Below are 24879 nucleotides of genomic sequence, written 5' to 3' on the forward strand. Positions count from 1 at the left end.
TAGGCGGTCGCTCCCCGCTCTGCGAATCGCATCCACGCCGGAAAGCCGACCGCGCCGAGCCCGGCGGGGACGGGCTCGGTGTGAAACACCCCCGAGCCGAACGATCGATCCGCGTGCCAGCGGATCGATCTAGGCGATCGCTCCCCGCTCTGCGAAACGTGACCACCCTCTCCGGCCGACCGCGCCGAGCCCGGCGGGGACGGGCTCGAAGGAAGATCAGCCCAAGCTCGCGACCCACTCCGAGCTACCGTCGACGAAGGACTGCTCCTTCCAGATCGGCACCGACGCCTTGATGTCGTCGACCAGTGCCGCGCAGGCTTCGAAGGCCGCCGCGCGGTGGGCCGAGGCCACGGCGCAGGCGAGGGCGAGGTCGCCGACCACGAGGTCGCCGACCCGGTGCACGGCGGCGATCCGGACGTCGGGCCAGCGGTCGGCGATGCGGCGGGCGGAGGCGAGGAGTGCGGCGGGGGCGTCCGGGTGCGCCTCGTAGGACAGCCGGAGCACGCCGCGGCCCTCGTCGTGGTCGCGGACGACGCCCGCGAAGGTCACGACGGCGCCGTGCGTCGGGGAGTCGACCGCCTGCTCGCACTCGTCGACGGTGATGGCCTCGGCCGCGAGCCGGGCGAGGGCGACCGGCTCAGCGGGCATGGTCGCCGCCTCCGAGCTGGTCGAGCAGGTGCCCGATCACCGGGTCGAGCACGTCGATCCCGTCGCGGACGCCGCCGGGGGAGCCGGGGAGGTTCACCACGACGGTGCGGCCGCTGACGCCGGCGAGCCCGCGGCTGAGCACGGCGGTCGGGACGTGGGCGGCGCCCTTGGCGCGCACCGCCTCGGCGAGGCCGGGCAGGGGCCGCTCCAGGAGGGGGGCGGTCTGCTCCGGGGTGACGTCGCTCGGGGCGACGCCCGTCCCGCCGGTGGTCACGACCACGTCGACTCCGCTGCCGATCGCGTCGGCGATCGCCTCGCCCACCGCGTCGCCGTCGGCCACGACGACCACCCGGGACTCCCAGCCGCGGGTGGTGAACCAGGCCTCGAGCGCCGGTCCCGTCCGGTCCTCGTACACGCCGGAGGCGGCACGGGTGGAGGCGACGACCGCCACCGCCCGCCGCGTCACGGGGTTCCTCCGCTCGTCCACGAGCCGCTCCTCCCGCCCGCCTTCGCGAGCACACGGATACCGGTGATCGCGGCACCGCGATCGACCGCCTTGATCATGTCGTAGACCGTGAGGGCGGCCACGCTGACCGCGGTCAGCGCCTCCATCTCGACGCCGGTGCGCCCGGTCGTGCGCACGCGCGCCTCGATCCGGACGCGGCCGTCCTGCGGCTCGAGGTCCACGTCGACGCCGTCCAGCGCCAGCGGGTGGCAGAGCGGGATGAGGGTCGAGGTCGCCTTCGCGCCGAGGATCCCGGCGATCCGCGCCACGCCGAGCGCTTCGCCCTTGGGCAGCTCGCCCTGCTCGAGGAGCCGCACCACCTCGGGCGAGGTCTCGACGTAGCCCTCGGCGACGGCGGTGCGCGCCGTGACCTCCTTCGCGCTCACATCGACCATGTGCACGGCTCCGTCGCCGCGCACATGGGTGAGCCGATCGCTCTCAGTCATCGATCCTCCAGATCTCGACCGTGTCGCCGGTCGCTGCGTGGTCCGTCCCGACGGGGACGTGGATGAGCACGGTGGAGCGGGCGTAGGACGCCAGCAGGTGCGAGCCGGGCCCGCCCACCGGGTGCACGAAGCCCTCGTCGTCGAGGACTCCGCGGCGGATCTGGTGCAGGTGCGCGGGCGAGTCGAGCGCCGTGCCGAGGCGCGCACGGAGCCGCGGCCGCTCGGCGGGCGTCCGTCCCGCGAGCGAGCGCAGCACGGGCCGGAGGAACACCTCGAACGAGACCAGGGCGCTCACCGGGTTCCCGGGAAGCGAGACGACCGGCAGGTGCAGCCCCTCGGCCACGCGCACGAGACCGAGGCCCTGCGGGCCGCCCGGCTGCATCTCGACGTGGCCGAACTCCGAGCCCGCCGGGCCGAGCGCGTCGCGGACGACCTCGTAGGCGCCCGCGCTGACACCGCCGACCGTGATCACCAGGTCGGCCGCGCCCGCGTGCTCCTCGAGCAGCGCCAGGAGGTCCTCGGCCCGATCGCTCGTGCAGGCGGCGACGACGGGCAGCGCCCCCGCCTCGCGGACGGCCTCGGCCAGCAGGGCGCCGTTCGCGTCGTGGATCTGCGCCTCCTCGAGGACGGCGCCTGCGGGACGGATCTCGTTGCCGGTGGGGATGACGAGCACCCGGAGTCGCGGCAGCACCTCCGCCTCGGTCAGCCCGAGGGAGGCGAGGAGTCCGTAGTGGGCCGCGCGGAGGACCGTGCCGGCCGGGAGGGCGAGCTCGCCGCGGCGGGCGTCGCTGCCCCGGGCTCGGACGAAGGTCGCCGGCACCACCGGGTGCGCGAAGGCGACGCTGCCCGCCGCGGGGAAGCGCGGAGGATCGACGCGCTCGACCGGGACGACGGCGTCGGCCCCCACCGGCAGCGGCGAGCCGGTCATGATCGGTGTCGCCGTGCCGGGCTCGTGCCGCGGCGCCCGGTCGCCCGCGGGGATCGGCGCCGAGACGGGCAGGGCGACGGGATGCTCCGGCGCCGCCGCGTCGAGGTCGGCCGCCCGCACCGCGAAGCCGTCCATCTGCGAGTTGTCGAAGCGCGGCAGGTCGAGCGGGGAGTCGACGGAGCGGGCGAGGACCCGCCGGTCGTACGCGCCCGTATCGGCGGCGACGGCGGCCGGATCCAGGCTCAGCGTCTCGCGGGCACCCCGCGTGGCCAGCGGCGCGAGCAGCGCCCGCACCCGGGCGGCGTGCAGGTCGATCGAGGTCATCGTGTCCTCTCGCGAGCGGCGGAGCCCGACCGGCGGCGGGACCGAGTCCATCTTGCCGGGTCGCGCCCGGTTCCGCGGCGTAGTGTGAGCGGATGAGCACAGCACTGGGGATCCCGGGCTTCCGGCCCCGACAGCGCAGCGCGGTCCTCCCGGCCGACCGCCCCGCCACCCCGCTCCTCCTGGACACCTACGGGCGCGTCGCGGACGATCTGCGGATCTCGCTGACGGACAAGTGCAATCTGCGCTGCACCTACTGCATGCCGGCGGAGGGCCTGCCGTTCCAGCCGCCCGCGTCCCTGCTCAGCCGTGAGGAGATCCTCCGCCTCGCGCGCATCGCCGTGGAGCAGTTCGGCGTCCGCCAGATCCGCTTCACCGGCGGCGAGCCGCTCCTGCGCAAGGACCTCGTCGACATCATCCGCGACGTCGCCTCCCTCGACCCGCGCCCCGAGATCTCGCTTACCACGAACGCGATCGGCCTGTCGGGTCGGGCGGCGGCGCTCGCCGACGCCGGCCTGAACCGCGTCAACGTCTCGCTCGACTCGATCTGCGCCGAGACCTTCGCGAAGGTCACCCGTCGCCCGTTCCTCGACCGCGTGCTCGCGGGCATCGACGCGCTCGGTCCCGCCGGCCTGGACCAGACCAAGATCAACGCGGTGCTCCTGCCCGGGATCAACGACCACGAGGCCCCGGAGCTGCTCGCCTGGGCCCTCGCGGGAGGCCACCAGCTCCGCTTCATCGAGCAGATGGCGCTCGACGCCGACCACGGCTGGGACCGCGCGACCATGATCACCGCCGCGGACATCCGGGCGCTGCTCTCGGAGCGCTTCTCGCTCAGCCCGCACGCGGCCCCCCGTGACGGCGCCCCCGCCGAGCTCTTCGACGTCCGCGAGGCCGGGGGGTCCGAGGTGCTCGGCCAGGTGGGGATCATCGCGTCCGTCACCGAGAACTTCTGCGACGACTGCCGCCGCACCCGGCTCACCGCCGAGGGAGGTGTCCGCAGCTGCCTCTTCTCGAACGAGGAGACGGACCTGCTCGGCCCGATGCGCGCGGGCGCGGACGACCACGAGGTCGCCCAGCTCTGGCGCGGGGCGATGTGGGCCAAGCCCGCGGGACACGAGATGAACCGGGCGGGCTTCGTGCAGCCCGAGCGCACGATGAGCGCGATCGGCGGATGAGCATGCGGGTCCGCTACTTCGCGGCGGCCAAGGCCGCCCTCGGCCGTGGTTCCGACGAGCTCGACGAGGTGCCCGACCTGGGCGCTCTCGAGGAGAGACTCGTCGCCTCCGCGCCCTCGGCCGCCGACGTGCTCGCACGGTGCACCTACCTGGTCGACGGCGTGTCGACCGCGGACAGGGCCACGCCGCTGCGTCCCGATGCCGCGGTCGACGTCCTGCCGCCGTTCGCCGGCGGCTGACCCCGAAGAGCCCTCCGTGACGAGCCGTCCTCGACCGGACCGGTGCGTCCGCTCCGCGCGGTTCGCGGCAGGTGCGTCCGCGCTTCTGGAGGACGCTGCATCCCGAGGACGGACTGGTCCTGTCCCGCCGCACAGGGACCCGTGGGACGCCTCCCTCGGACCCGCGTGCGGCGGGGCAGGACCGGATCAGCGGCCGATCCCGTGCGTCACGGGCACAGGACGTTGGTCATCGTGTCGAGCACGTTGCGGTTCTGCACGTCGAGGAATCCGAACGCCGAGGAGACTCCGGTGGCGACCAGCACGCCGCTGACGAAGGCCCTGCCGTCCCGGGTCACGTAGGCGTCCGGCGCGAAGATGGTGGCGTCGGAGGGCACACCGGAGGCGACGCGGATCTGCGGCTGCGTCCTGTCCGCGAACGCGCCGTACCGGACGAGAGCGCCGTTCTGGATCACGTCCACGACGTCACGGTTCTGTCGATCGCGGTAGGCGTCGGCACTGGTCACCCCGGTGGCGACCAGGATGCTGCTGTTGAAGAGGCGCCCGTCCGGCGTCAGGTGGTACGAGGGCGCCAAGGCCGTCGATCCTGCCGGAAAGTTCCTGGCGTAGACCTGGTTCTTCGTGGAGGAGATGTAGCGGACGAGCTCCGAGCCGACGATCACGTCGATGACGTCGTTGTTGCTCTGGTCGCGGAAGGAGTCCGCGCTCGTCACTCCGGTGGTCACGAGGGCTCCGCCGGCGCGCCGCAGCTCGCCGTTCGGTGTGACGTAGAAGGCGGGCGCATGGACCGTCGATCCGGCCGGCACGCCGCTCCCGATGGCCTTCGGCGCGGCGTCTCCGGTGACGAAGCGGTAGAAGACGCCGTCGACCACGAAGTCGGCGACGTCGCGGTTCTGCTCGTCGCGGAAGCCCTGGACGCTGGTGACGCCGCGCGCGATCCGACCCCCGCCGTGGTAGAGCTCGCCCGACTCCGTCAGGTAGTACCGGGGTCCGACGGTCTTGGCTCCCGAGGGCACGTTGCCGTTCGACTCCGTCGTCGTCCGTCCGCCGTCGGTGACGTACCGGACGGCGGTCCCCGTGGTCGCGGTGGTGCTCGCGGTCGCCGTCGCGCCCGCGGCGCCGGAGACGGCGGAGAGGGTGATGCCGTTCTGCGCCACGTTCCCGGCCGTGACCGGGATGCTCACGCGTCCGTCCGCGCCGGTCGTCGCCCTGACGGTCTGCGCGCCGCCGCTGGTCAGGCCGGCGGGGAGAGTGATGGTGACCGTGTCGCCGGCAGCGGGAGCGCCGTTGGTCGTGGCGAGGACGGAGACCGTTCTCGTGGTGCAGGCGGGGAAGGAGTACGCCGGGGCGTCGAAGGCGAGGGTGAGGCCGGTGGACGCGGCGGCCGCGGGGGTCGCGACCGCCGCGGCGACGACGGGGACGGACCAGGCCGCACCCGACATGATCGTCCGCCGGGCGGGCCCCCCGCGGGTCGAGTCGATCCGCGGTGGGAGGGAGCGCGAGTGCGCTGCCGTCGGGTCCAGGGCGTTGGTGTCCGTCATGGTGTTCCTTTTCTTTCTTTCGTGCGAGGGGTGGTGGACGCGCCGATCCTGCCGAACGTCCGGCCTCCGGTCGACGCGGAACGGGCCGCGACGAGGTTCCATGCCCGACCGTGGACGTTCCGTCGCGCCGCCGGACCGGGGGAGCCGCTCAGGCCGCCTCCTCGCCGGGAGCCCGTCCGGCGCGGGGGGCGCGGCGGCCCACGTCAGCTCGCGTCGTCGATCCGGCGGAGGGTCCGCTGCATATGGATCCGCGAGCTGAAGCCGGCCGACCGCGCCACGCGGTCCAGGTCCGTCGCCGCCCGCGGGCCGAGCTCGTCGAGGAGGCGCTGCGCCTCGAAGGCCCGCGCGCGCTCGATCCGCTGACGAGGGGTGGTGCCGGCGGCCGAGAACGCCCGGTGCAGGTGGCTGACCGACACGCCGAGACTCTCCGCGAGCGTCTCCACCGTGAAGGAGCGGTCGCGGTAGTGCCGCTCGATCAGGCGCGTGCCGTTCGCATACACGGCGGCGGGGGACCGGTCCTCCCGGTCGGAGGAGGGCAGCAGCGCCGAGAAGGCCGAGGCCAGGAGGTGCTCGCTCGCGATCTCGAAGTGCTCGAAGGCCGCGTCCGAGGGCTCGACGCCGAAAGTGAGGACGGTGTTCGCCGCACCGGTGAGTGCGCGCCAGTAGGCCTCGGGGAGGGCGAGGACCCGGTCCGTGAGCGAGGCGAACTCGCTCGCGCGGAGCACCGAGGGGCGCAGCTGCCACTCGAAGCGCGCCCACGGACTGAGCGCCGCCGCGTACTGCACCGTCGAGGCGCGGGTCACGAGAGCGCTGCCGGCCGGGAGCCGGTGGTCGCGGCCCCGGGCGGAGAGGCGGCCGGTCCCGTCGAGGCTGAAGAGCACGCGGAGCCTTCCGGGATGGGGAAGGACCTCGAACTCCCCGGTCTGCAGCCAGGCGCGGCTGAGGCTGAGGCGCGGCGAGACGATCGCGTCGCAGACGGCACCTCGCGGCAGGGGGCGCCGCGGAATCCAGCCGAGCCGACGCAGCCGCCTCTCGGCGGGACTCCAGACCTCGGGCATCACGCCTCCGCGCCGGGGCCGAGCGGGTCGGGAGGATCGAGCAGCGCCGCCTGCCGCGCGGAGTGCGGTGAAGGCGTCGGCATGGGTGCTCTCCTCGGAACGGTGGCCGCGAGCACGCCACCGCCGATCAGCTTCGGACACTGCTCCGCCCTGATCCGCGGAGAAGGACGGATCCTCTCCGCTGCGAGCACCGAACATCCCGGGTCGCCGATCGGCAGGGCGCTGGGTGCGCCTCACCCCTCCCGTTCCGCGGCGCACGAGGCCGCGGCGCGGGTCACCGCTCCCGCCACGACGCCATCCCGCCGTCGAGCGAGTCGGACGCCACGCCCGCCGCCGCCGCGCGCTCCGCTGCGAGACGCGACCGGACCCCGGAGGCGCAGTGCAGCACGAGCGGACCGGCCGGCAGAGCGGCGGGGTCGAAGCGCGACATCGGCATCCGCACGGCACCGGGCACCGCGACGGACCGGTCCTCGTCGTCCTCGCGGAGGTCGACGACGGTCGGGGGCGTCGGCCCGGCCAGCCGCTCCCGCAGCTCGGCCGCCGTGATCGAGCCCGCCGCGGCCCGCCGCTCCGGGACCGGCGGCACCCGCCGCTCGAGAGGGAGCTCGGCCCAGGAGGAGTCGAGAGCGTCGTGCACGAGGACGCGACCGAACAGCGGCTCGCCCGCCCCGGTCACGAGCTTGACGACCTCGGCCGCCATGGCCGAGCCGATCAGCGCGCAGAGCGCGCCCAGCACGCCCACCGTCGAGCAGCTGTCGCCCGCGTCCTCGGCCTCGGGGTGCAGCGCGCGCAGGGTCACCCCTCCGCCCGGGGCGCCGGCCCAGAAGGTCGAGAGCTGCCCGTCGAAGCCGAGTGCCGATCCCCACACGTGCGGGATCCCGGCGCGCGTCGTCGCGTCCGAGGCGAGGTAGCGCGCGCCGAAGGTGTCGAAGCCGTCGACCACGACGTCCCAGCCCGCCACCAGGGCGTCGACGTTGGCCGAGGTCAGCGACACCGGGAAGGCCCGGGCGTCGATGCCGGGGGAGAGCCGCCGCGCGGTCGCCGCCGCCGACTCCGCCTTCGACCGGCCCACCGAGGAGTCGTCGTGCGCCGTCTGCCGCGCCAGGTTCGAGAGCTCGACGACATCGCCGTCCACGATGCCGAGCCGCCCGATCCCGGCCGCGGCGAGCGCCGTGATCACCGGCGAGCCGATGCCGCCCGCGCCGAGGATCAGCACGCGCGCGTTCCGGAGGCGCCGCTGTCCGAGCTCCCCGAGGGGCGCCAGGCGGATCTGCCGGGCGAACCGCTCGCGCTCGGCGGCGGTCAGCGGCGGTCCGGGCTCGACGAGCGGGGTCATGGGAGCTCCTTCCTCCACTGGCCCTCGTGGGCGACGGGGGTGAAGCCGACGGCCTCGTTCACAGCGAGCATCGGTCGGTTCTCCTCGGCGTTCCAGGTGTAGACGGCCCGGCAGTCCGGGGCGGTCCCCACCGCATCGCCGATCGCGGTCAGGGCGAGGAGGTCGCTCCAGCCGTGGGCGCCCACGGCCTCGGGGATCGCGAGCTCGCGGATCCGGAGCGCCGGGTCGGAGGTGCGGTTCACCACCCCAGTGTGCACGTCCCGGCGCCCGCGGCGGCCTCCTGCGCCTGTTCCGGTGCGGGATCGCGGCGGTCCGTCGGCCGGTCGGGGCTCCGCCTCCCGGCCCGGCCGCGGCCGTCGGCTACCGTGGAGGCGTTGTGGACGGGAGCGAGGCGGCCGGGTGTACCTGAAGAGCCTGACCCTCAAGGGGTTCAAGTCCTTCGCTCAGCCGACCACGTTCGCCTTCGAGCCGGGGGTCACCTGCGTCGTCGGCCCCAACGGCTCGGGCAAGAGCAACGTCGTCGACGCGCTCGCCTGGGTGATGGGGGAGCAGGGGGCGAAGACGCTCCGCGGCGGCAAGATGGAGGACGTCATCTTCGCGGGCACCTCCACCCGCGGACCCCTCGGCCGCGCCGAGGTCGCGCTCACCATCGACAACTCGGACGGCGCCCTGCCGATCGAGTACACCGAGGTGACGATCACCCGGACCCTCTTCCGCAACGGCGGCAGCGAGTACGCGATCAACGGACGCGGCTGCCGGCTGCTCGACGTGCAGGAGCTGCTGAGCGACTCCGGTCTCGGGCGCGAGATGCACGTCATCGTGGGGCAGGGACAGCTCGACGCCGTGCTGCACGCGACCCCCGAGGAGCGGCGCGGGTTCATCGAGGAGGCCGCCGGGATCCTCAAGCACCGACGCCGCAAGGAGAAGACGCTCCGCAAGCTCGAGGCGATGCAGGCGAACCTGACCCGCCTCTCCGACCTCGCGGGCGAGATCCGGCGCCAGCTCAAGCCCCTCGGGCGCCAGGCCGAGGTCGCACGGCAGGCTCAGACGATCGCCGCCGTGGTGCGCGACGCCCGGGCGCGCCTGCTCGCCGACGACGTGGTCGAGCTCCGGACCGCTCTGGACGGCTTCGCCCGCACCGAGAGCGAGCGGCACAGCGAGCGGGTGGTCCTGCAGCAGCGGCTCGAGCAGGCGACGCTCCGGCGAGCGCGGATCGAGGCGGAGGTGGTCGGCGACGCGGTCGACGACGCCCGGCGCACCTCGTTCGAGCTGGAGTCGGTGCAGGAGCGGCTGCGCAACCTCTCGGCCCTCGCCGGGCAGCGGCTCGCGATGCTCGAGCTCGAGTCCGAGCAGCCGCAGATCCAGCCGCGCGTGACGCCGGGGCAGGTGGAGGAGGCGCGGGTCGAGCTGGAGCGCCTGCGGCAGGCCGTCCTCGACGCGGAGTCGGCGTGGGTCCAGGCGCAGGGCACGACCGTCGCCGCCCGCTCCGCCCTCGACGCGGTCGACGAGGAGATCGCCGCGCAGGCGGCCCTCGTCTCGCGCTACGACCTCGAGCTCTCCACCCTCTCGGGGCAGGCCGACACCGCCGCCTCCCGTCTCGCGTCCGTCCGGGGCGAGGTCCTGCGCGCGCAGAACACCCTCGACGCGGCCGACCGGCGGAAGGAGGCGGCGCGGCGGGCGCTCGACGCTCTGGAGGCCGAGCTGGACGACGCGGGCCGCGGCCCCGACGGCGGCCTCGACGAGGGCTACGAGCTCGCCCAGTCCGCGGTCTCGGCCGCCGAGGGCGGGATCGAGCGGCTGCGCGAGGAGCTGCACGCCCTGGAGCGCGAGCGCGAGGCGCTGGCCGCCCGCACGGGTGCCCTGTCGCTGGCCCTCGACGTCTCGGACGGCTCGGCCGAGCTGATCGCCGCCCGGATCGAGGGGGTGCGCGGCCGGGTCGCCGAGCGGATCCAGGTGCGGCCGGGCTCCGAGGCCGCGATCGCCGCCGCCCTCGGCGCGGTCGCCGACGCCGTGCTGGTCGAGTCGACCGCCCGGGCCGACGCTGCTCTGGACGCCGCGCTGGAGCGCGACCTCGGACGCGTCGAGCTGCTGGTCGCCGACGCCGCCCGGCCGCACGTCGCTCTCACCGTTCCCGAGGGGGCGGAACGCGCGGGCGATCTCGTCACGGCGCCGGCCGGGGTCCTCTCGCTCCTCGAGCGAGTGCTCGTGGTCGAGGACCTCGCCGCGGCGCGGCGCCTGAGAGAGGGCATCGATCCGGGCACCGTCCTGGTCACCCGCGACGGCGCGACCGTCTCCGACGCCGTGCAGAGCGCCGGCTCCGGCGGGCAGCGCAGCCGGATCGAGCTCGTCTCCGAGCGCGACTCGGCCGCCGCCCGGCTGGAGGAGGTCGAGGGCGGGATCGACCGGCTCCGCTTCGAGCTCGCCGAGCAGACCGGAGCGCTCCGCGGCGCGAAGGAGCAGGCCGCGAGCGCGCTCTCGGCCCTCCGCGAGCACGACGCCGCCCGTGCCGCCCACACCGAGCGGCTCGGCGGCGTGCGCGCCCAGCTCGAGGCGGCCACCGCCGAGCTCGGCCGGGGCTCGAGGGCGCTGGCCGTCGCCTCGGACCGGGTCGGCGACGCCGAGCGCGCGGCCCAGGAGGCGAGGTCGGCGCTCGACGCCGCGCGCGCCAGGCCCCGGCCGGTGCTCGACGCGAGCGCGCGCGACGGTCTGCAGAGCGACGTCGACACCGCACGCGAGCGCGAGATCGAGGCGCGACTCGGCGTCGAGACCGCCAAGGAGCGGGTGCGGGCGGAGCAGTCCCGCGGGGAGGCGCTTGCCCGCCAGCTGGCCGCCGACCGCGCCGCGGCCGACGAGGCCGCGCGCCGCGCCGTGATCCGCCGTCGCCAGCGCGACGCCGCGGCCGAGGTGACCGCCGCGCTCCCCGCCGTCCTCGCCTCCGTCGACCGCTCCGTCCAGCAGGCCCGGGCCGAGCTCGTCGCGGCCGAGGCGGCGCGCTCGCAGCAGAACGCCGAGCTGCAGGGGCTCCGCCGCGAGGAGGGGAGCGTGCGCGACCGGCTCCAGTCCGTCACCGAGAGCGTGCACGGCCTCGAGCTGCAGATCTACGAGAAGAGGCTGCAGCTCACCGGTCTGCTCGAGCGCGCCGCGTCCGAGCTCGGGCTCGCCGAGGACGTGCTGGTGGAGGAGTACGGTCCCGGAGTCGGCGTCCCCGACGAGACGGACGTGGAGCAGGAGCCGCGGCCCTACGTCCGCGAGGAGCAGCGCCGCCGCCTCGAGAAGGCCGAGAAGCAGCTCGGGCAGCTGGGCCGCGTCAATCCGCTCGCGCTGGAGGAGTTCGCCGCGCTGGAGCAGCGGCACGCGTTCCTGACCGAGCAGCTGGCCGACCTCACCGGGACCCGGCGCGACCTGCTCACCATCATCGAGGAGCTCGACGAGACGATGCAGACCGTGTTCGCCTCCGCGTTCGACGACACGCAGGCGGCGTTCGCGGACGTGTTCCCCGTCCTCTTCCCCGGCGGCACCGGCAGCATCCGGCTGACCGACCCGGAGAACCTGCTCACCACCGGCATCGAGGTCGCGGTGCGGCCGGCCGGCAAGAAGATCGAGCGGCTGTCGCTCCTCTCCGGAGGGGAGCGCTCGCTCGCGGCCGTGGCGTTCATGGTCGCCATCTTCAAGTCGCGGCCGAGCCCCTTCTACATCATGGACGAGGTGGAGGCCGCCCTCGACGACGCGAATCTCGGCCGACTGCTCAGCATCTTCGAGGACCTGCGCACCTCGAGCCAGCTGATCGTCATCACCCACCAGAAGCGGACCATGGAGATCGCGGACGCCCTCTACGGCGTGTCGATGCGGCAGGACGGCGTCTCGGCCGTCGTCGGCCAGCGCGTCGCCGCGCCCCCGGCCTGAACCCGCCTCCCCGACCGCTCGGAGGCGCGCCCGCCGGTAGCCTGGACCCATGGCAGAACGCACCTCCTGGTCGCTCGGCCGCGCACTGCGCGGCCTGTTCGAGAAGCGCACGATCGACGACCAGACCTGGGACGACCTCGAGACGGCGCTGATCACCGCCGACTTCGGCCCCGACATCACCGAGGAGATCGTCGACGACCTCCGCGCCAAGGTCGCCCGCTACTCCACCACCGACCCGCGCGACCTGCAGCGGATGCTCCGCGAGTCCCTCGAGGAGCGCCTGTCGAAGTACGACACGACCCTCAAGCTCAGCGAGCGCCCCGCCGTGATCCTCGTGGTCGGCGTGAACGGCGTCGGCAAGACCACGACCATCGGCAAGTTCGCCAAGTTCCTCCGCAACTACGGCCGGAGCGTCGTGGTCGGCGCGGCCGACACCTTCCGCGCGGCGGCGGTCGACCAGCTCGCCACCTGGGCGCAGCGCGCCGACGCCCAGATCGTCCGCCCGCAGCAGGAGCGCCAGGATCCGGCGTCCGTCGCCTTCCAGACCGTGCAGTTCGCGAAGGACACCGGCGTCGAGATGGTCATCATCGACACGGCCGGCCGCCTGCACACCAAGGGCGGGCTGATGGACGAGCTCACGAAGATCAAGCGCGTCATCGAGAAGCAGGCCCCGATCTCCGAGATCCTGCTCGTGCTCGACGCGACGACCGGTCAGAACGGGCTGAGCCAGGCCGAGGCGTTCATCGAGCACGCGGGCGTCACCGGCCTGGTCATCACCAAGCTCGACGGCTCCGCGAAGGGCGGCTTCGTCCTCGCGGTCCAGGAGCGCACCGGCATCCCGATCAAGCTCGTCGGCCAGGGCGAGGGCATCGGCGACCTCACCGGCTTCACCCCCCACGTCTTCGCCCAGCAGCTCGTCAGCTGAGCGGCCCCGCCCGGGACGACGCGCCGGCGCCGTCCCGGTGGCGGGCTACACGGCCTGCGAGAAGCCCAGTGCCGCGTCTGCGAGGTGGCGCAGGTGCTCCGGGACCGGCAGCCCCTTCGACTCCATCGAGCGCGCCCAGAGCCGGCCGGCCCGGTAGGAGGAGCGGACCAGGGGCCCCGCGAGGACGCCGAGGAAGCCGATGTCCTCGGCCTCCTCCTTGATCGCCACGAACTCCTCCGGGTGCACCCAGCGGTCCACCGGCAGATGCCGCGGCGTCGGGCGGAGGTACTGCGTGATGGTCACGATGTCGGTGCCGGCGTCGTGGAGGTCCTGCAGCGCCTGCGAGATCTCCTCCCGCTCCTCGCCCATGCCGAGGATGAGGTTCGACTTCGTGATCAGCCCCGCCTCCCGGCCCTGAGTGAGCACGTCGAGCGAGCGCTCGTAGCGGAAGGCCGGCCGGATGCGCTTGAAGATCCGCGGCACCGTCTCGACGTTGTGGGCGAACACCTCCGGCTCCGCGTCGAACACCCTCTGCAGGTGCTCGGCGCGGCCGGTGAAGTCCGGGACCAGGATCTCGACCCCCGTGCCCGGAGCCTGGGCGTGGATCTGGCGGATGGTCTCGGCGTAGAGCCAGGAGCCCTCGTCCGGCAGGTCGTCGCGGGCGACTCCGGTGACGGTCGCGTAGCGGAGGTTCATCCGCGCCACGGACTCGCCGACGCGCCGGGGCTCGTCGGCGTCGTAGTCCGCGGGCTTCCCGGTGTCGATCTGGCAGAAGTCGCAGCGGCGGGTGCACTGGGCGCCCCCGATGAGGAAGGTCGCCTCTCGGTCCTCCCAGCACTCGAAGATGTTGGGGCAGCCCGCCTCCTGGCAGACGGTGTGCAGCTCCTCGCTCTTCACCAGCGACTGCAGCTGCAGGTACTCCGGGCCCATCGAGGCCTTCGTGCGTATCCACTCGGGCTTGCGCTCGATCGGCGTCTCGGCGTTGCGGATCTCCAGCCGCAGGAGCTTGCGGCCGCCGGCCTCGGCGCTCACGCGGCGACCTCCTCGATGCGGGCGGAGAAGGCGGGGGCCGCCTCCGAGAAGCGCGCCGCCACCCGCGCCCGCACCGCCTCCATGGGCGGAGCCTCGCCGCGCTCGCGCTCGAGCGTGGTCACCCCGGCGTCGGCGATGCCGCAGGCGACGATGCGGGCGTAGGGCTCGAGGCTGTTCGAGACGTTGAGGGCGAATCCGTGCATCGTCACGCCCGAGGCGACGCGGATGCCGATCGCGGCGATCTTGTCGGCGCCGCCGTCCCTCGGGATCCACACTCCCGAGCGCCCGTCGACGCGCCGCCCCTGCACGCCCAGGTCGTCGAGAGCGGCGATCAGCACCCCCTCCAGCGAGCGGACGTAGGCGACCACGTCGACGGGCTCGCCGAGCCGCACGATCGGGTAGCCGACGAGCTGGCCCGGGCCGTGCCAGGTGATCCGCCCTCCGCGGTCGACGTCGACCACGGGCGAGCCGTCGTCCGGGCGCTCGTGCGCCTCGGTGCGCTTGCCGGCGGTGTAGACGGAGGAGTGCTCGCAGAGCACGAGGGTGTCCGGCCTCGAGCCCGCCACCACCTCGGCGTGCAGGCGGCGCTGCAGCTCCCAGCCGTCGGTGTAGTCCAGGGGATCCGCGGAGTCGCCCGCCACCAGTGTCTCGATCACCGGGCCACCCTAACCCTGTTCTTGGACCCGGACCAGTTAATCCGCTCCGCGGTGATCGCGCCGATCGCGAGCCGATCGGCGGCCGCGCCCGCCGACCCTCCGGGCCTCCGGTAGAATTCCGGGCATCATGGCTACTTTCGGCACCCTCTCCGATCGACTCGTCGAGACCTTCAAGAACCTCCGCACGAAGGGCAAGCTCTCCGCGTCGGACGTCGACGGCACCGTCCGCGAGATCCGGCGGGCCCTCCTCGACGCCGACGTCGCGCTGGAGGTCGTGAAGGAGTTCACCGGCAAGGTGCGCGAGCGCGCCCTCGGCGACGAGGTCAACAAGGCGCTCAACCCGGCCCAGCAGGTCGTCCAGATCGTCAACGAGGAGCTCGTCGCGATCCTCGGCGGACAGTCGCGCCGGCTCGAGTTCGCCAAGCGCCCGCCGACCGTCATCATGCTCGCCGGCCTCCAGGGCGCGGGCAAGACGACCCTCGCGGGCAAGCTCGGCAAGTACCTCGGCAAGGACGGCCACACCCCGCTGCTCGTCGCGGCCGACCTCCAGCGCCCCAACGCCGTGCAGCAGCTGCAGGTCGTCGGCGAGCAGGCCGGAGTCGCGGTCTACGCGCCGGAGCCGGGCAACGGCGTCGGCAACCCGGTCAAGGTCGCCCAGAACGCGATCCGCTTCGCGACCGACAAGCAGTACGACACGGTCATCATCGACACGGCCGGACGCCTCGGCGTCGACGCCGACATGATGAAGCAGGCCGCCGACATCCGCCGCGTCACGAACCCCGACGAGGTCCTGTTCGTCATCGACGCGATGATCGGCCAGGACGCGGTCGCGACCGCCAAGGCCTTCCAGGAGGGCGTCGACTTCACCGGCGTCGTCCTCTCCAAGCTCGACGGCGACGCCCGCGGAGGCGCGGCGCTCTCGGTCGCCTCGCTCACCGGCCGCCCGATCCTCTTCGCCTCCACGGGCGAGTCGCTCGACGACTTCGAGCAGTTCCACCCCGACCGCATGGCGAGCCGCATCCTCGACCTCGGCGACGTGCTGACGCTCATCGAGCAGGCCCAGTCCGCGTTCGACGAGGACGAGGCGCGCAAGATCGCCGAGAAGATCATGGGGGACACGTTCACCCTCGACGACTTCCTCGGCCAGATGCAGCAGCTGCGCAACATGGGCTCGATCAAGAAGATGATCGGCATGCTGCCCGGCGCGAAGGGCATGCGAGAGCAGCTCGACCAGTTCGACGAGCGCGAGATCGTGCGCACCGAGGCGATCATCCAGTCGATGACGAAGGCGGAGCGGGTCAACCCGAAGCTGCTCAACGGCTCGCGGCGCCTGCGCATCGCCCGCGGCTCCGGCATGACGGTCACGGACGTCAACCAGCTCGTCCAGCGCTTCGAGCAGGCCGCCAAGATGATGAAGACGGTCGCCAAGGGCGGCATGCCCTCGGTCCCCGGCATGGGCCCCGTGCCCGGCGCCGGCTACCAGGGCCGCCCGAAGCCGCAGAAGAAGAAGAGCAGCAAGTCCGGCAACCCCGCCAAGCGCGCGGCCGAGAACGCGGCGATCACCTCCGGGCCCCGCCCGGGCGATGCGGGCGGCTCCGGCTTCGGCCTGGGCGGCGGCGCCGGCAAGGGCGCCCAGCCCACGCCGGAGGAGCTCGAGCAGCTGCAGAAGCTCCTCGGGCGATGAGGCGGGTCGCGGCCGGACGCGCGGGCGGGATCCTCGTCCTCGCGGCCGTGCTCGGGCTCACCGGCTGCGCCGAGGGCTCCGGGGTCGACGCGATGACGGCGCCCTCCCCGGAGGACCTGGTCGGCCGCTGGGTGACAGGCGTCTCCTACGACGCGCCCGACGTGCCGTTCCTCCTGATCGCGGAGGACGGGACCTGGACGGGCTCCGACGGCTGCAACGGCGCGCAGGGCGAGTGGTCGATCGACCAGGAGGGCGCCCTCACCGTCTCGGCCGGGCCGAGCACGCTGATCGCCTGCGACGGCGTCGCACTGCCGATGATCTTCTCGGAGGCGGCGATGGCCTCGATCGACGGCGGACGGCTCCGCCTGTTCGACGACGAGGGGGCCACCGTCGTCAAGCTCGCCCGCTCCACGAGCGACGAGGCGCCCTCGGCGTCGCCGGACCCGGCGGGGGAGTAGCGCGCCGTCCCTCCGGGGGCCGCAGCGGGGATCCCCGTGAGGCGCACCGCTCGCTAGCGTGAGGGCATGACAACCGCACACGCGCGCCCCGTCCGCATCGGCGTCCAGATCGCACCGCAGCACGTCCCCTACGAGGTCATCCGCGACACGCTCGCCGAGCTCGAGGACCTCGGCGTCGACATCGCCTTCAACTGGGACCACTTCTTCCCGCTCTCGGGAGAGCCGAACGGCCTGCACTTCGAGGGCTGGAGCATGCTCGCGGCCTGGGCCGAGCAGACCAGCCGCATCGAGTTCGGCCCGCTGGTCACCTGCAACAGCTACCGGAACCCCGACCTCCTCGCCGACATGGCGCGCACGGTCGACCACATCAGCGCCAAGGGCGCCGAGGGCCGTCTGATCTTCGGCATCGGCTCGGGCTGGTTCGAGCGCGACTACGAGGAGTACGGCTACGAGTTCGGCACCCCGGGCTCCCGCCTCGACGAGCTCTCCGAGGCGATGCCGCGCATCCGCAGCCGGTGGTCGATGCTCAACCCGGCGCCCACCCGCGACATCCCGGTGATGATCGGCGGCGGCGGCGAGAAGAAGACGCTGCGGATCGTCGCCGAGCACGCCGACATCTGGCACAGCTTCTCGGACGTCCCGACGCTCGAGCGCAAGCTCGGCGTGCTCTCGGAGTGGTGCGGCCGCGTCGACCGCGACCCGGCCGCGATCGAGATCTCGACCGGCGCGAGCGTGCGCGGCGGTGTCGGCGACGCCTCCTTCGACGTGCTCGACCAGCAGTACGAGCTGGGCGCCCGCCTGTTCACGCTCGGCATCACCGGTCCGGACATCGACCTCGCTCCCGTGCGCGACCTGCTCGGCTGGCGCGACGGCCGGAACAGCACCGCGCGCTGACCCGGCGGGGCGCCGTCACGGCGGCGCCCCGCGTCGGAGTCAGGCCGCCGGCGCGTCCGTCGCCTTCTGTCCCGTCGGCACCGCCCGGGCGAGGCCGGACTTCTCGGCCGCCACCTCGAACGCGTCGGCCAGGGCGCGCTGGCCCTCGACGGTGGGATGCACGCCGTCCTCGCCGAGCAGCCCGTCCTCGCGGAGGGGGTCCGGGTACTCGAGCGCACCGCCGCCGGCGGCCGTCACGGCCTCGACCAGCGCCGCGTCGTACTCGTCGAGATCGGAGGGGCGCGGGTCGGGGCCCCAGACCGAGTCGAGCGCGATGAGCCGGGCCGAGGGCGAGGCGGACACGATCGCATCCACCGCCGGCCCGATCGCGGCGTCCACGTCCTCCGGATCCCAGCCCAGGTCGTTGCTGCTGGCGATCAGCACGATCGCGTCGGGCCGGGTGTCGGCGATCTCCTCCGCGCGGTCGCCGATCGCGACGCCGCAGTCGCCCGGCTCGATGAAGCCGCCGCCGTCGCAGCCCAGGTTCGTGACCTCCCAGCCGAGGTCGTCGCCGACGAGTGCGGGCCAGGCCTGCTCCGGGTCGACCGTCAGACCGCGCACGATGCTGTCGCCGACGATCGTCACCCGGGAGCCGGCGGGAAGAGAGCCGCCGATCGAGAGCGGCAGCGGATCGGCGGTGACGGTCGGGAGGGGAGTGGCGGTGCCGGTGGGGGACCCGGTCGCCGGGCCGGTCGTCGTCGAGGACGAGCAGCCGGCGAGGCCGAGGGCCAGGGCGCCGATCGCGGCTGCGGCGAGGAGGACGGGACGCGTCATGAGCGGGGATCCCGGAGCCCGTCGCGCAGCTCGCCCGCGAGCGCCCGGACCACCGCCTTGAGGTCGCCGTCGTTCGCCGCGGCCGTCCGCAGCTGGCGCTGATAGCTCGCTCCCGCGACCAGGATCAGCTCGACGTCGCCGAGCTCCTTCACGCAGTCGAGACGCTCGGCGACCGGTGCGAGGGTGACGAGCAGGTCGCGGATGTCGTCGGTGACCAGCCGCTCCGCTCCAGCGGCGTCGAGGATGATCTCGGCGTCGAGTCCGTAGCGGGCCGCGCGCCACTTGTTCTCGCGCACGTACCAGGGCTGCATCGTCGGAAGGTCCTCGCCCGCGTCCAGCCGCGACGAGAGGTGCTCGACGAGGCACTGGATCAGCGCGGCGACCGCTCCGATCTCCTCCGCGGAGGAGAGGCCGTCGCACGCGCGCATCTCGAGAGTGCCCCACTGCGGCGAGGGGCGGATGTCCCAGCGGACCTCCGTGTGGTCGTCGATGACGCCGGTGCGCATCATGTCGTCGACGTACTCCTCGTAGTTCGCCCAGGCACCGAACTGCGGAGGCAGGCCCGCCGTCGGCAGCTGCTGGAACATCAGCGCGCGGTTCGAGGCGTAGCCCGTGTCGACTCCGCCCCAGAACGGGCTCGACGCCGAGAGCGCCTGCAGGTGCGGGTAGTAGTCGAGCAGGGAGTTGAGGATCGGCAGCACCTTGTCGCGGTGCTCGATGCCGACGTGCACGTGGATGCCCCAGATCATCATGTTCCGGCCCCACCACTGGGTCCGGTCGATGAGGCGGTGGTACCGCTCCTTGTCCGTGATGGCCTGGTCGAACCACTGCGCGAACGGGTGCGTGCCCGAGCACACGAGGTCGAGTCCCATGGGGTCGGTGATCTCGCGCACCTGCCGCAGCTGGTCCTGCAGATCGGCGACCGCGTCGCGGACGGAGGTGTGCACGCCGGAGACCAGCTCGACCGTGTTGCGCAGGAGCTCGCCGGTGATGTGCGGGTGCAGGGCGCCGTCGTCGCTGCGGAGCGCCTCCAGCACCACATCGGCGACGTTGGCGAGATCGCCCGTCTGCCGGTCGACGATCGCGACCTCCCACTCGATCCCGAGCGTGGAGCGGTCTGATGCGGCGAAGCTGATCTCCATGGCGTGGTCCTCATCGGATCCGGGCGTCCGCCGATCGGGACGCGCCTCGCCATCCTGCCACCTGCGGCCGGGGCGGACGCCGAGCCCCGGCGGAGGCCTTCCCGGTCCCGCGCGGCCCGCTCCCGCGAGGGTGCCGCTGGTCGGCGGCGTGCCGGGCCCGCACCGGGGCGGTTTTTCTGGCAGAATGATCCGTCGGGTCCGAGGCGGTCGACCCTCTACTCACCGCCGACGAAACCCCCTCGAGCTTCCGCCGGGTGTGCCCCCACGCTCACGGCTCAGTTCATCCATCATCGACCGGACACCGGTCAACGACCACACAGGAGAATTGTGGCTGTCAAGATTCGTCTGAAGCGCCTCGGCAAGATCCGGGCGCCCTACTACCGCATCGTCGTCGCCGACTCGCGCACCAAGCGCGACGGCCGCGTGATCGAGGAGATCGGCAAGTACCACCCGACCGAGCAGCCCTCGTTCATCCAGGTCGACTCGGAGCGCGCGCAGTACTGGCTCGGAGTCGGCGCGCAGCCGACCGAGCAGGTCGCCGCGATCCTCAAGCTGACCGGCGACTGGGGCCGCTTCAAGGGCGACGCCGACGCCGTCAGCACCGTCCAGGTGAAGGAGCCCAAGGCTCCGTTCGTCGTCGACGCGAAGAAGAAGCCCGTCCTCAAGCCGAAGTCCGAGGCTCCGGCCAAGGCCGCCCCGGTCGAGGACACCGCCGACGAGACCTCCACCGAGGCGTAGTCAGTGCTCGCTCCCGCCGTCGAACACCTCGTCAAGGGGATCGTCGAGAACCCCGATGAGGTCAGTGTCGTGGCCACGAGCTCCCCGCGCGGAGAGGTCCTCGAGGTGCGCGTGCACCCCGAGGACCTCGGCCGCGTGATCGGACGCTCCGGTCGCACCGCCAAGGCCGTCCGCACTCTCGTCGCCGCGCTCGCCGACGGGCGCCGCGTGCGCGTCGACGTCGTCGACACCGACAAGTAGAGGTGTCGGTCACCGGACCGGGCACGACGCAGCTCCGCGTCGCCCGACTCACCAAGGCACACGGGCTCAAGGGCGCCATCAAGCTCGAGCTCTACACGGACGAGCCCGACAAGCGCTTCACCCCCGGATCCACGTTCACGCTGCAGGTCCCGCGCACCTCCGAGTGGCACGGCAAGAAGCTCGAGCTCGTCGAGCTTCGCTGGTACAACAGCCACCCCGTCGCATTCTTCCGAGGCGTCGACGACCGCAACGCCGCTGAGACCCTCCTGAAGGCGATCCTCTGGATCGACGAGGAGGTGCAGACCCAGCCGGGCGAGGACGACTCCTGGTACGACTACCAGCTGGTCGGCATGAAGGTCGTCCGCGACGGCGTCGAGGTCGGCACCGTCCGCCGCGTCGACCACTTCCCCGCGCAGGACCTGCTCATCGTCGGCACCCCCTCCGGCGAGGTGATGGTGCCGTTCGTGAACGCGATCGTCCCCTCCGTCGACGCCGCGGCCGGGATCGTCACGGTCACGCCTCCGATCGGCCTGTTCGAGGAGGCCCCCGAGGAGGAGCCCGCCGCGGTCGACCTCAGCGGTGTCGACCTCGCGGACCCGGCGCTGAGCGCGCCTGCGGACGCCGACGCGACGGACGCCTCCGATGACGCGGACTCCGCTGACGCGGACGCCGCTCTCGAGGAGCCCGCCGACGACGAGCCCCTGGCCGCCTCCGAGGAGGAGCCCCGGTCGTGAGGATCGACATCGTCACGATCTTCCCGGAGTTCTTCGGCGTGCTCGACATCAGCCTGCTCGGCCGTGCTCGGCAGAGCGGGCTGATCGAGCTCGGCGTGCACGACCTGCGGGACTTCACCCACGACCGCCACCGCACCGTCGACGACACGCCCTACGGCGGCGGCGCCGGCATGGTGATGCGACCGGAGCCGTGGGGCGAGGCGCTCGACACGATCCTCGACGGCGCGGACGACCCCGTCGTGATATTCCCGTCGCCCGCGGGCGAGCTGTTCACCCAGGCGACCGCCCGCGAGCTCGCGGAGGAGTCCACCCTCGTCTTCGGCTGCGGCCGCTACGAGGGCATCGACCAGCGCGTCGTGGACCACACCGCCGAGCGCGCGCGGGTCCGGCTGATCAGCCTCGGCGACTACGTCCTCAACGGAGGAGAGGTCGCCGTGATGGCGATGATCGAGGCCGTCGGACGCCTGGTCCCGGGCGTGGTCGGCAATCCGGCGAGCCTGGTCGAGGAGAGCCACTCCGACGGGCTGCTCGAGTACCCGAGCTACACCAAGCCGGCCTCCTGGCGCGGCCTCGACGTCCCTCCGGTGCTCCTCAGCGGCAACCACGGGGCGATCGCCGCCTGGCGCCACGAGCAGAGCGTCGAGCGCACGCGCCGCGTCCGCCCCGAACTGCTTCCCTAGCCCCTCGCCGCACGGTCACCGGGCCGCGAGGGCCAGGTGCCGGTCGCGGAGGGCGAGGAAGAGGGGGAACGCGAACGCGAGGGCGACCAGCGGCGCGAGCAGCACCAGGATCCACACGCGGCGCATCCCGATCCGGCGGCCCTCCACCACCATGAAGGCGACGGCCGCGATCGCGACGACCAGCAGGTCGGTCGAGAACGACGACACCCACGGCCCGCCTGCGGCGAGGCCGGCGAGCAGGTCCGCGCCCTCCTGCATAGCCCTCACGTTCCAGGTCCAGGTCCCGATCAGCCCGGCGAGGGCGAGGACGAGGTAGACGATCCCGAGCGGCGTCCAGCCGCGGTGCAGCCGGCTCATGCGCGGGCCTCCGTTCGTGCGAGGGTGAGGATCGTCCCTCCGGCGAGGGCGACCACGGCCACAGTAGCGACGGCGAGGGTCAGCGCGTCCGGTGCGGTCAGCGCCTGACCGCGCAGCGCCTGCCAGCAGGTGAGGGCGACCGCGGCCGCCCAGCCCGCCGAGGCCAGTGCGACGAGCCGCAGCCGGGTGGATCCGGGGCGCAGGACGGGGATCCGGGCTGCCAGCCGTCCGAGCAGCAGCGCGAGCAGCGGGAGCCCCTGCAGAGCGTGCATCCCGACGAAGTGCGGGATGCGCAGATCGCCCCCCGTGGTGCTCCAGCCCAGGAGGGGGAGGCCGGGTCCGCCGTCCGCGACTCCGACGGCGTGCGCACCGACGACGCCCTGGTAGTCGCTGATCTGGCCGGGCGAGGGCCCCGTCATCAGGAACGCGAGGGCCATCCCGACGAGCCCGATCACGAGTCCGGCGCGGACGGCGAGCGTCAGCGCAGGGTCGCCGAGCGGCACCCGCGCCAGGAGGGCGGCGAGGACCAGCGTCGCCAGCCAGACCACCATGATCGAGACGGCCATCGAGGCCCAGAGCGCGGCGTGCAGGGGAGTGGAGACGTCGAAGTGGCTGCGCTCGCCGACCAGGGCGGCGCCTCCGATCACGACCATCTCGACCGCCAGACCGACCGCCGCGACCGTGCCCAGCGCTCGGGCGAGGCGGCGCCGGCGGGGCACGAGCCCGATCAGCCAGGCGAGCGTCACGGCGTACAGCGCGATCGAGAGGCAGAACTTCAGCGGCTTGCCCCAGAGCGGCTGTCCGCCGAGCTCGCGGGGATCGACGACCAGCGCGATCGCGCAGAGGAGGGCGCCGACCGCCATCGCGCCTGCGAGCACCAGGAGCGGCCGGTGCGGAGCAGCTGAGGCCGTGCGCGCGGGCGTCTCGGTCGCGGCGCTCATCGGGGCACCTCCGTCGAGCCGAAGCGGCTCTGCGTCTCGCGCGCCTGGGCGACGCGCCGGAGCGACTGCAGAACCACGTCTCCGAGCGCGGTGCCGACGGCGGCGACGGCGGCCTGCTCGCTCACGCTGTCGCGGGCCTGCAGTTCGTCGAGGTCGGCGGAGGCGACGAGGGCGGCGGCGCGGGCGTAGGCCTCGAGCCAGCCGGCACTTATCGGTCCGGTGGAGAGCTCGAGCGCGTCGAGCGCCCGTGCCGCCGTCGCGACGGCAGGGTGACCGCAGTGGTCGGAGCCCGCGGCCTCGGCGATCCGCCGCGTCGACGCCTCGGTGGCGGACGCGGTCGAGTCGGCGCTCACGGAGACCACGTCCTGCGCCACCTCGAACGCTGCTGTCGGACCGACGCCCGCGTCGAGCGCGGCCGTGATCCGCTTCGCGCCGGCGATGCCGACGCCGCCGCTCTCGATGAGAGCGCGGAGCAGCGTCAGGCGCGCGACATGGGCGTCCCCGTACTCCGCCCGCTGGGGGCCGGCGGCGTCGCCCGGCGGCAGCAGCCCCTCCCGGATGTAGTACTTGATCGTGGGCAGGCTGACGCCGCTGCTGCGGCTGAGCTCCGAGATTCGCACGTGGACAGTATCGCTATCGGATAGCGGTACTGTCCACCATTTGGTCAGTCCCGCGCGGACAGGACGATGTTCCCCGTCTCGGTGATGGCGATCGTGTGCTCCATGTGGGCGCCGCGAGAGCCGTCACGGCTGCGGAGGGTCCAGCCGTCCTTGTCCGTGTAGATCTCGTCGGTCGTCTGCAGGAACCACGGCTCGATCGCGACGACGAGGCCCGGGCGGAGCGGGTAGCCGCGGCCGGCGCGTCCGTCGTTGGGGATGTGCGGATCGCCGTGCATCGTGCGGCCGACGCCGTGGCCGCCGAAGTCGGTGTTGATGGACAGGCCCTCGGCGTGTGCGACGGCCGCGATGGCCGCGGAGATGTCGCCGATCTTCTTCCCGGGCTGCGCGGCGGCGATGCCGGCCTCGAGCGCGCGTGTGGTGGTGTCGATGAGGGCGAGGTCCTCCTCGCGCGGCGTCCCGACCACGACGCTGATGGCCGAGTCGGCGACCCAGCCGTTCACGGAGGCGGCGAAGTCGAGGGTGAGCAGGTCGCCGTCCTTCAGCCGGTAGTCGAAGGGCAGGCCGTGCAGCACCGCGTCGTTGACGGAGGTGCAGATGACCTTGCCGAAGGGGCTCGCGCCGAAGGAGGGGTGGTAGTCGATGTAGCAGGACTCGGCGCCGGCCGTGCGGATCATGTCGTGGGCGAGCCGGTCGAGCTCCAGCAGGTTCACGCCGACCGCGGCGGCAGCGGAGGTGGCCTTCAGTACCTCGCCGACGAAGCGGCCGGCGGGACGCATCTCCTCGATCTCGGCGGGGGTGCGTAGCTCGATCATCCTGATCCTCTCGGGGTCCGCTGAGCCGTCGCTCAGCGGTGGTGGGTACGGTC

General features: G+C 73.3%; 27 protein-coding genes. 11 read left to right on the forward strand and 16 right to left on the reverse strand.

Going from position 1 to position 24879, the window contains the following annotated elements:
* Window positions 1-216 precede the first annotated feature (216 nt).
* The 4 genes from C5C54_RS10635 to glp are packed head-to-tail and all read right to left on the reverse strand — an operon-like array spanning window position 217 to window position 2851.
* The gene (locus C5C54_RS10635) at window positions 217-648 is read right to left on the reverse strand and encodes a molybdenum cofactor biosynthesis protein MoaE (RefSeq protein ID WP_104247639.1); all 432 of its coding nucleotides are present in this window, start codon (window positions 646-648) and stop codon (window positions 217-219) included.
* The gene (locus C5C54_RS10640; RefSeq protein ID WP_244229433.1) at window positions 638-1135 is read right to left on the reverse strand and encodes a molybdenum cofactor biosynthesis protein B; all 498 of its coding nucleotides are present in this window, start codon (window positions 1133-1135) and stop codon (window positions 638-640) included. Before C5C54_RS10640 ends, C5C54_RS10635 begins: the two co-directional genes overlap by 11 nt.
* Window positions 1111-1599: a cyclic pyranopterin monophosphate synthase MoaC gene (moaC, locus tag C5C54_RS10645; RefSeq protein ID WP_104232482.1), complete on the reverse strand. Its 489-nt coding sequence runs from the start codon at window positions 1597-1599 to the stop codon at window positions 1111-1113. Before moaC ends, C5C54_RS10640 begins: the two co-directional genes overlap by 25 nt.
* Complete coding sequence (gene glp, locus C5C54_RS10650) at window positions 1592-2851, reverse strand: gephyrin-like molybdotransferase Glp (RefSeq protein WP_104288339.1); 1260 nt, start codon at window positions 2849-2851, stop codon at window positions 1592-1594. Before glp ends, moaC begins: the two co-directional genes overlap by 8 nt.
* A gap of 92 nt (window positions 2852-2943) precedes the next feature.
* On the opposite strand from glp, the gene moaA reads away from it, so the two are divergent.
* Together moaA and C5C54_RS10660 are read left to right on the forward strand one after the other, a co-directional pair.
* Window positions 2944-4026 (forward strand): GTP 3',8-cyclase MoaA, encoded by a 1083-nt coding sequence (gene moaA / locus C5C54_RS10655; RefSeq protein ID WP_104226889.1) that lies wholly within the window; start codon window positions 2944-2946, stop codon window positions 4024-4026.
* The gene (locus tag C5C54_RS10660) at window positions 4023-4265 is read left to right on the forward strand and encodes a MoaD/ThiS family protein (protein ID WP_104223924.1); all 243 of its coding nucleotides are present in this window, start codon (window positions 4023-4025) and stop codon (window positions 4263-4265) included. The genes moaA and C5C54_RS10660 overlap by 4 nt, the downstream gene beginning before the upstream one ends.
* Before the next feature lie 206 nt (window positions 4266-4471).
* Here C5C54_RS10660 and C5C54_RS10665 read toward each other — a convergent pair whose 3' ends face one another.
* The 4 genes from C5C54_RS10665 to C5C54_RS18460 all read right to left on the reverse strand — a co-directional run bounded on the left by C5C54_RS10665 (window position 4472) and on the right by C5C54_RS18460 (window position 8439).
* Window positions 4472-5803 carry a hypothetical protein gene (locus C5C54_RS10665; protein ID WP_104288315.1) on the reverse strand — a complete coding sequence of 444 codons (1332 nt, stop codon included), beginning with the start codon at window positions 5801-5803 and terminating at the stop codon, window positions 4472-4474.
* 203 nt (window positions 5804-6006) lie between these two features.
* On the reverse strand, window positions 6007-6861 hold the full coding sequence (locus tag C5C54_RS10670; RefSeq protein ID WP_104288316.1) for an AraC family transcriptional regulator: 855 nt from the start codon (window positions 6859-6861) through the stop codon (window positions 6007-6009).
* 274 nt (window positions 6862-7135) lie between these two features.
* Entirely contained in the window at window positions 7136-8197 is a 1062-nt protein-coding gene (locus C5C54_RS10675; protein ID WP_104232484.1) for a ThiF family adenylyltransferase, read from the reverse strand.
* The gene (locus C5C54_RS18460) at window positions 8194-8439 is read right to left on the reverse strand and encodes a hypothetical protein (protein ID WP_146078819.1); all 246 of its coding nucleotides are present in this window, start codon (window positions 8437-8439) and stop codon (window positions 8194-8196) included. Before C5C54_RS18460 ends, C5C54_RS10675 begins: the two co-directional genes overlap by 4 nt.
* Before the next feature lie 157 nt (window positions 8440-8596).
* On the opposite strand from C5C54_RS18460, the gene smc reads away from it, so the two are divergent.
* Entirely contained in the window at window positions 8597-12100 is a 3504-nt protein-coding gene (gene smc, locus C5C54_RS10685) for a chromosome segregation protein SMC (RefSeq protein WP_104288318.1), read from the forward strand.
* A 49-nt stretch (window positions 12101-12149) separates the two neighbouring features.
* Complete coding sequence (gene ftsY, locus C5C54_RS10690; protein ID WP_104223920.1) at window positions 12150-13025, forward strand: signal recognition particle-docking protein FtsY; 876 nt, start codon at window positions 12150-12152, stop codon at window positions 13023-13025.
* 45 nt (window positions 13026-13070) lie between these two features.
* Here the strand turns inward: ftsY and lipA are convergent, their stop codons facing one another.
* Together lipA and lipB are read right to left on the reverse strand one after the other, a co-directional pair.
* Window positions 13071-14057, reverse strand: a complete 987-nt coding sequence (gene lipA / locus C5C54_RS10695) for a lipoyl synthase (RefSeq protein WP_104247634.1) — start codon at window positions 14055-14057, stop codon at window positions 13071-13073.
* Window positions 14054-14713, reverse strand: coding sequence for a lipoyl(octanoyl) transferase LipB (gene lipB, locus C5C54_RS10700; RefSeq protein WP_104238539.1), 660 nt, complete (start codon window positions 14711-14713; stop codon window positions 14054-14056). Before lipB ends, lipA begins: the two co-directional genes overlap by 4 nt.
* A 127-nt stretch (window positions 14714-14840) precedes the next feature.
* Here lipB and ffh point away from each other — a divergent pair, with 127 nt between their 5' ends.
* From ffh to C5C54_RS10715, 3 genes are all read left to right on the forward strand, one after another.
* Window positions 14841-16397 (forward strand): signal recognition particle protein, encoded by a 1557-nt coding sequence (ffh, locus tag C5C54_RS10705; RefSeq protein WP_104226882.1) that lies wholly within the window; start codon window positions 14841-14843, stop codon window positions 16395-16397.
* Window positions 16394-16855 (forward strand): META domain-containing protein, encoded by a 462-nt coding sequence (locus C5C54_RS10710; protein ID WP_104260572.1) that lies wholly within the window; start codon window positions 16394-16396, stop codon window positions 16853-16855. Before ffh ends, C5C54_RS10710 begins: the two co-directional genes overlap by 4 nt.
* A 66-nt stretch (window positions 16856-16921) precedes the next feature.
* The gene (locus C5C54_RS10715; RefSeq protein ID WP_104288319.1) at window positions 16922-17749 is read left to right on the forward strand and encodes an LLM class F420-dependent oxidoreductase; all 828 of its coding nucleotides are present in this window, start codon (window positions 16922-16924) and stop codon (window positions 17747-17749) included.
* 39 nt (window positions 17750-17788) lie between these two features.
* Here C5C54_RS10715 and C5C54_RS10720 read toward each other — a convergent pair whose 3' ends face one another.
* Together C5C54_RS10720 and C5C54_RS10725 are read right to left on the reverse strand one after the other, a co-directional pair.
* Entirely contained in the window at window positions 17789-18562 is a 774-nt protein-coding gene (locus C5C54_RS10720; protein ID WP_104288320.1) for an SGNH/GDSL hydrolase family protein, read from the reverse strand.
* On the reverse strand, window positions 18559-19704 hold the full coding sequence (locus tag C5C54_RS10725) for a glutamate--cysteine ligase (RefSeq protein WP_104226878.1): 1146 nt from the start codon (window positions 19702-19704) through the stop codon (window positions 18559-18561). Before C5C54_RS10725 ends, C5C54_RS10720 begins: the two co-directional genes overlap by 4 nt.
* Window positions 19705-20031: 327 nt before the next feature.
* On the opposite strand from C5C54_RS10725, the gene rpsP reads away from it, so the two are divergent.
* From rpsP to trmD, 4 genes are read left to right on the forward strand one after another with little or no spacing between them, the layout of a single operon-like run.
* Window positions 20032-20442 (forward strand): 30S ribosomal protein S16, encoded by a 411-nt coding sequence (gene rpsP / locus C5C54_RS10730; protein ID WP_104223912.1) that lies wholly within the window; start codon window positions 20032-20034, stop codon window positions 20440-20442.
* 3 nt (window positions 20443-20445) lie between these two features.
* The gene (locus tag C5C54_RS10735; protein WP_068210678.1) at window positions 20446-20682 is read left to right on the forward strand and encodes an RNA-binding protein; all 237 of its coding nucleotides are present in this window, start codon (window positions 20446-20448) and stop codon (window positions 20680-20682) included.
* Between the two features lie 2 nt (window positions 20683-20684).
* A complete protein-coding gene (rimM, locus tag C5C54_RS10740) occupies window positions 20685-21416 on the forward strand; it encodes a ribosome maturation factor RimM (RefSeq protein ID WP_104288321.1) in 732 nt (243 codons plus the stop codon).
* Window positions 21413-22096: a tRNA (guanosine(37)-N1)-methyltransferase TrmD gene (gene trmD / locus C5C54_RS10745; protein WP_104226875.1), complete on the forward strand. Its 684-nt coding sequence runs from the start codon at window positions 21413-21415 to the stop codon at window positions 22094-22096. Before rimM ends, trmD begins: the two co-directional genes overlap by 4 nt.
* A gap of 15 nt (window positions 22097-22111) precedes the next feature.
* Here trmD and C5C54_RS10750 read toward each other — a convergent pair whose 3' ends face one another.
* The 4 genes from C5C54_RS10750 to map are packed head-to-tail and all read right to left on the reverse strand — an operon-like array spanning window position 22112 to window position 24826.
* Window positions 22112-22453 (reverse strand): DUF2834 domain-containing protein, encoded by a 342-nt coding sequence (locus C5C54_RS10750; protein WP_104223909.1) that lies wholly within the window; start codon window positions 22451-22453, stop codon window positions 22112-22114.
* On the reverse strand, window positions 22450-23394 hold the full coding sequence (locus tag C5C54_RS10755; RefSeq protein ID WP_104262842.1) for a hypothetical protein: 945 nt from the start codon (window positions 23392-23394) through the stop codon (window positions 22450-22452). Before C5C54_RS10755 ends, C5C54_RS10750 begins: the two co-directional genes overlap by 4 nt.
* Complete coding sequence (locus tag C5C54_RS10760) at window positions 23391-24014, reverse strand: MerR family transcriptional regulator (RefSeq protein WP_104288322.1); 624 nt, start codon at window positions 24012-24014, stop codon at window positions 23391-23393. The genes C5C54_RS10755 and C5C54_RS10760 overlap by 4 nt, the downstream gene beginning before the upstream one ends.
* A 44-nt stretch (window positions 24015-24058) precedes the next feature.
* Window positions 24059-24826, reverse strand: a complete 768-nt coding sequence (gene map, locus C5C54_RS10765; RefSeq protein WP_104223906.1) for a type I methionyl aminopeptidase — start codon at window positions 24824-24826, stop codon at window positions 24059-24061.
* Window positions 24827-24879: the final 53 nt, after the last annotated feature.

This window comes from Rathayibacter sp. AY1F2 (genome assembly GCF_002930885.1).
In the GTDB taxonomy this organism is placed as follows: domain Bacteria; phylum Actinomycetota; class Actinomycetes; order Actinomycetales; family Microbacteriaceae; genus Rathayibacter.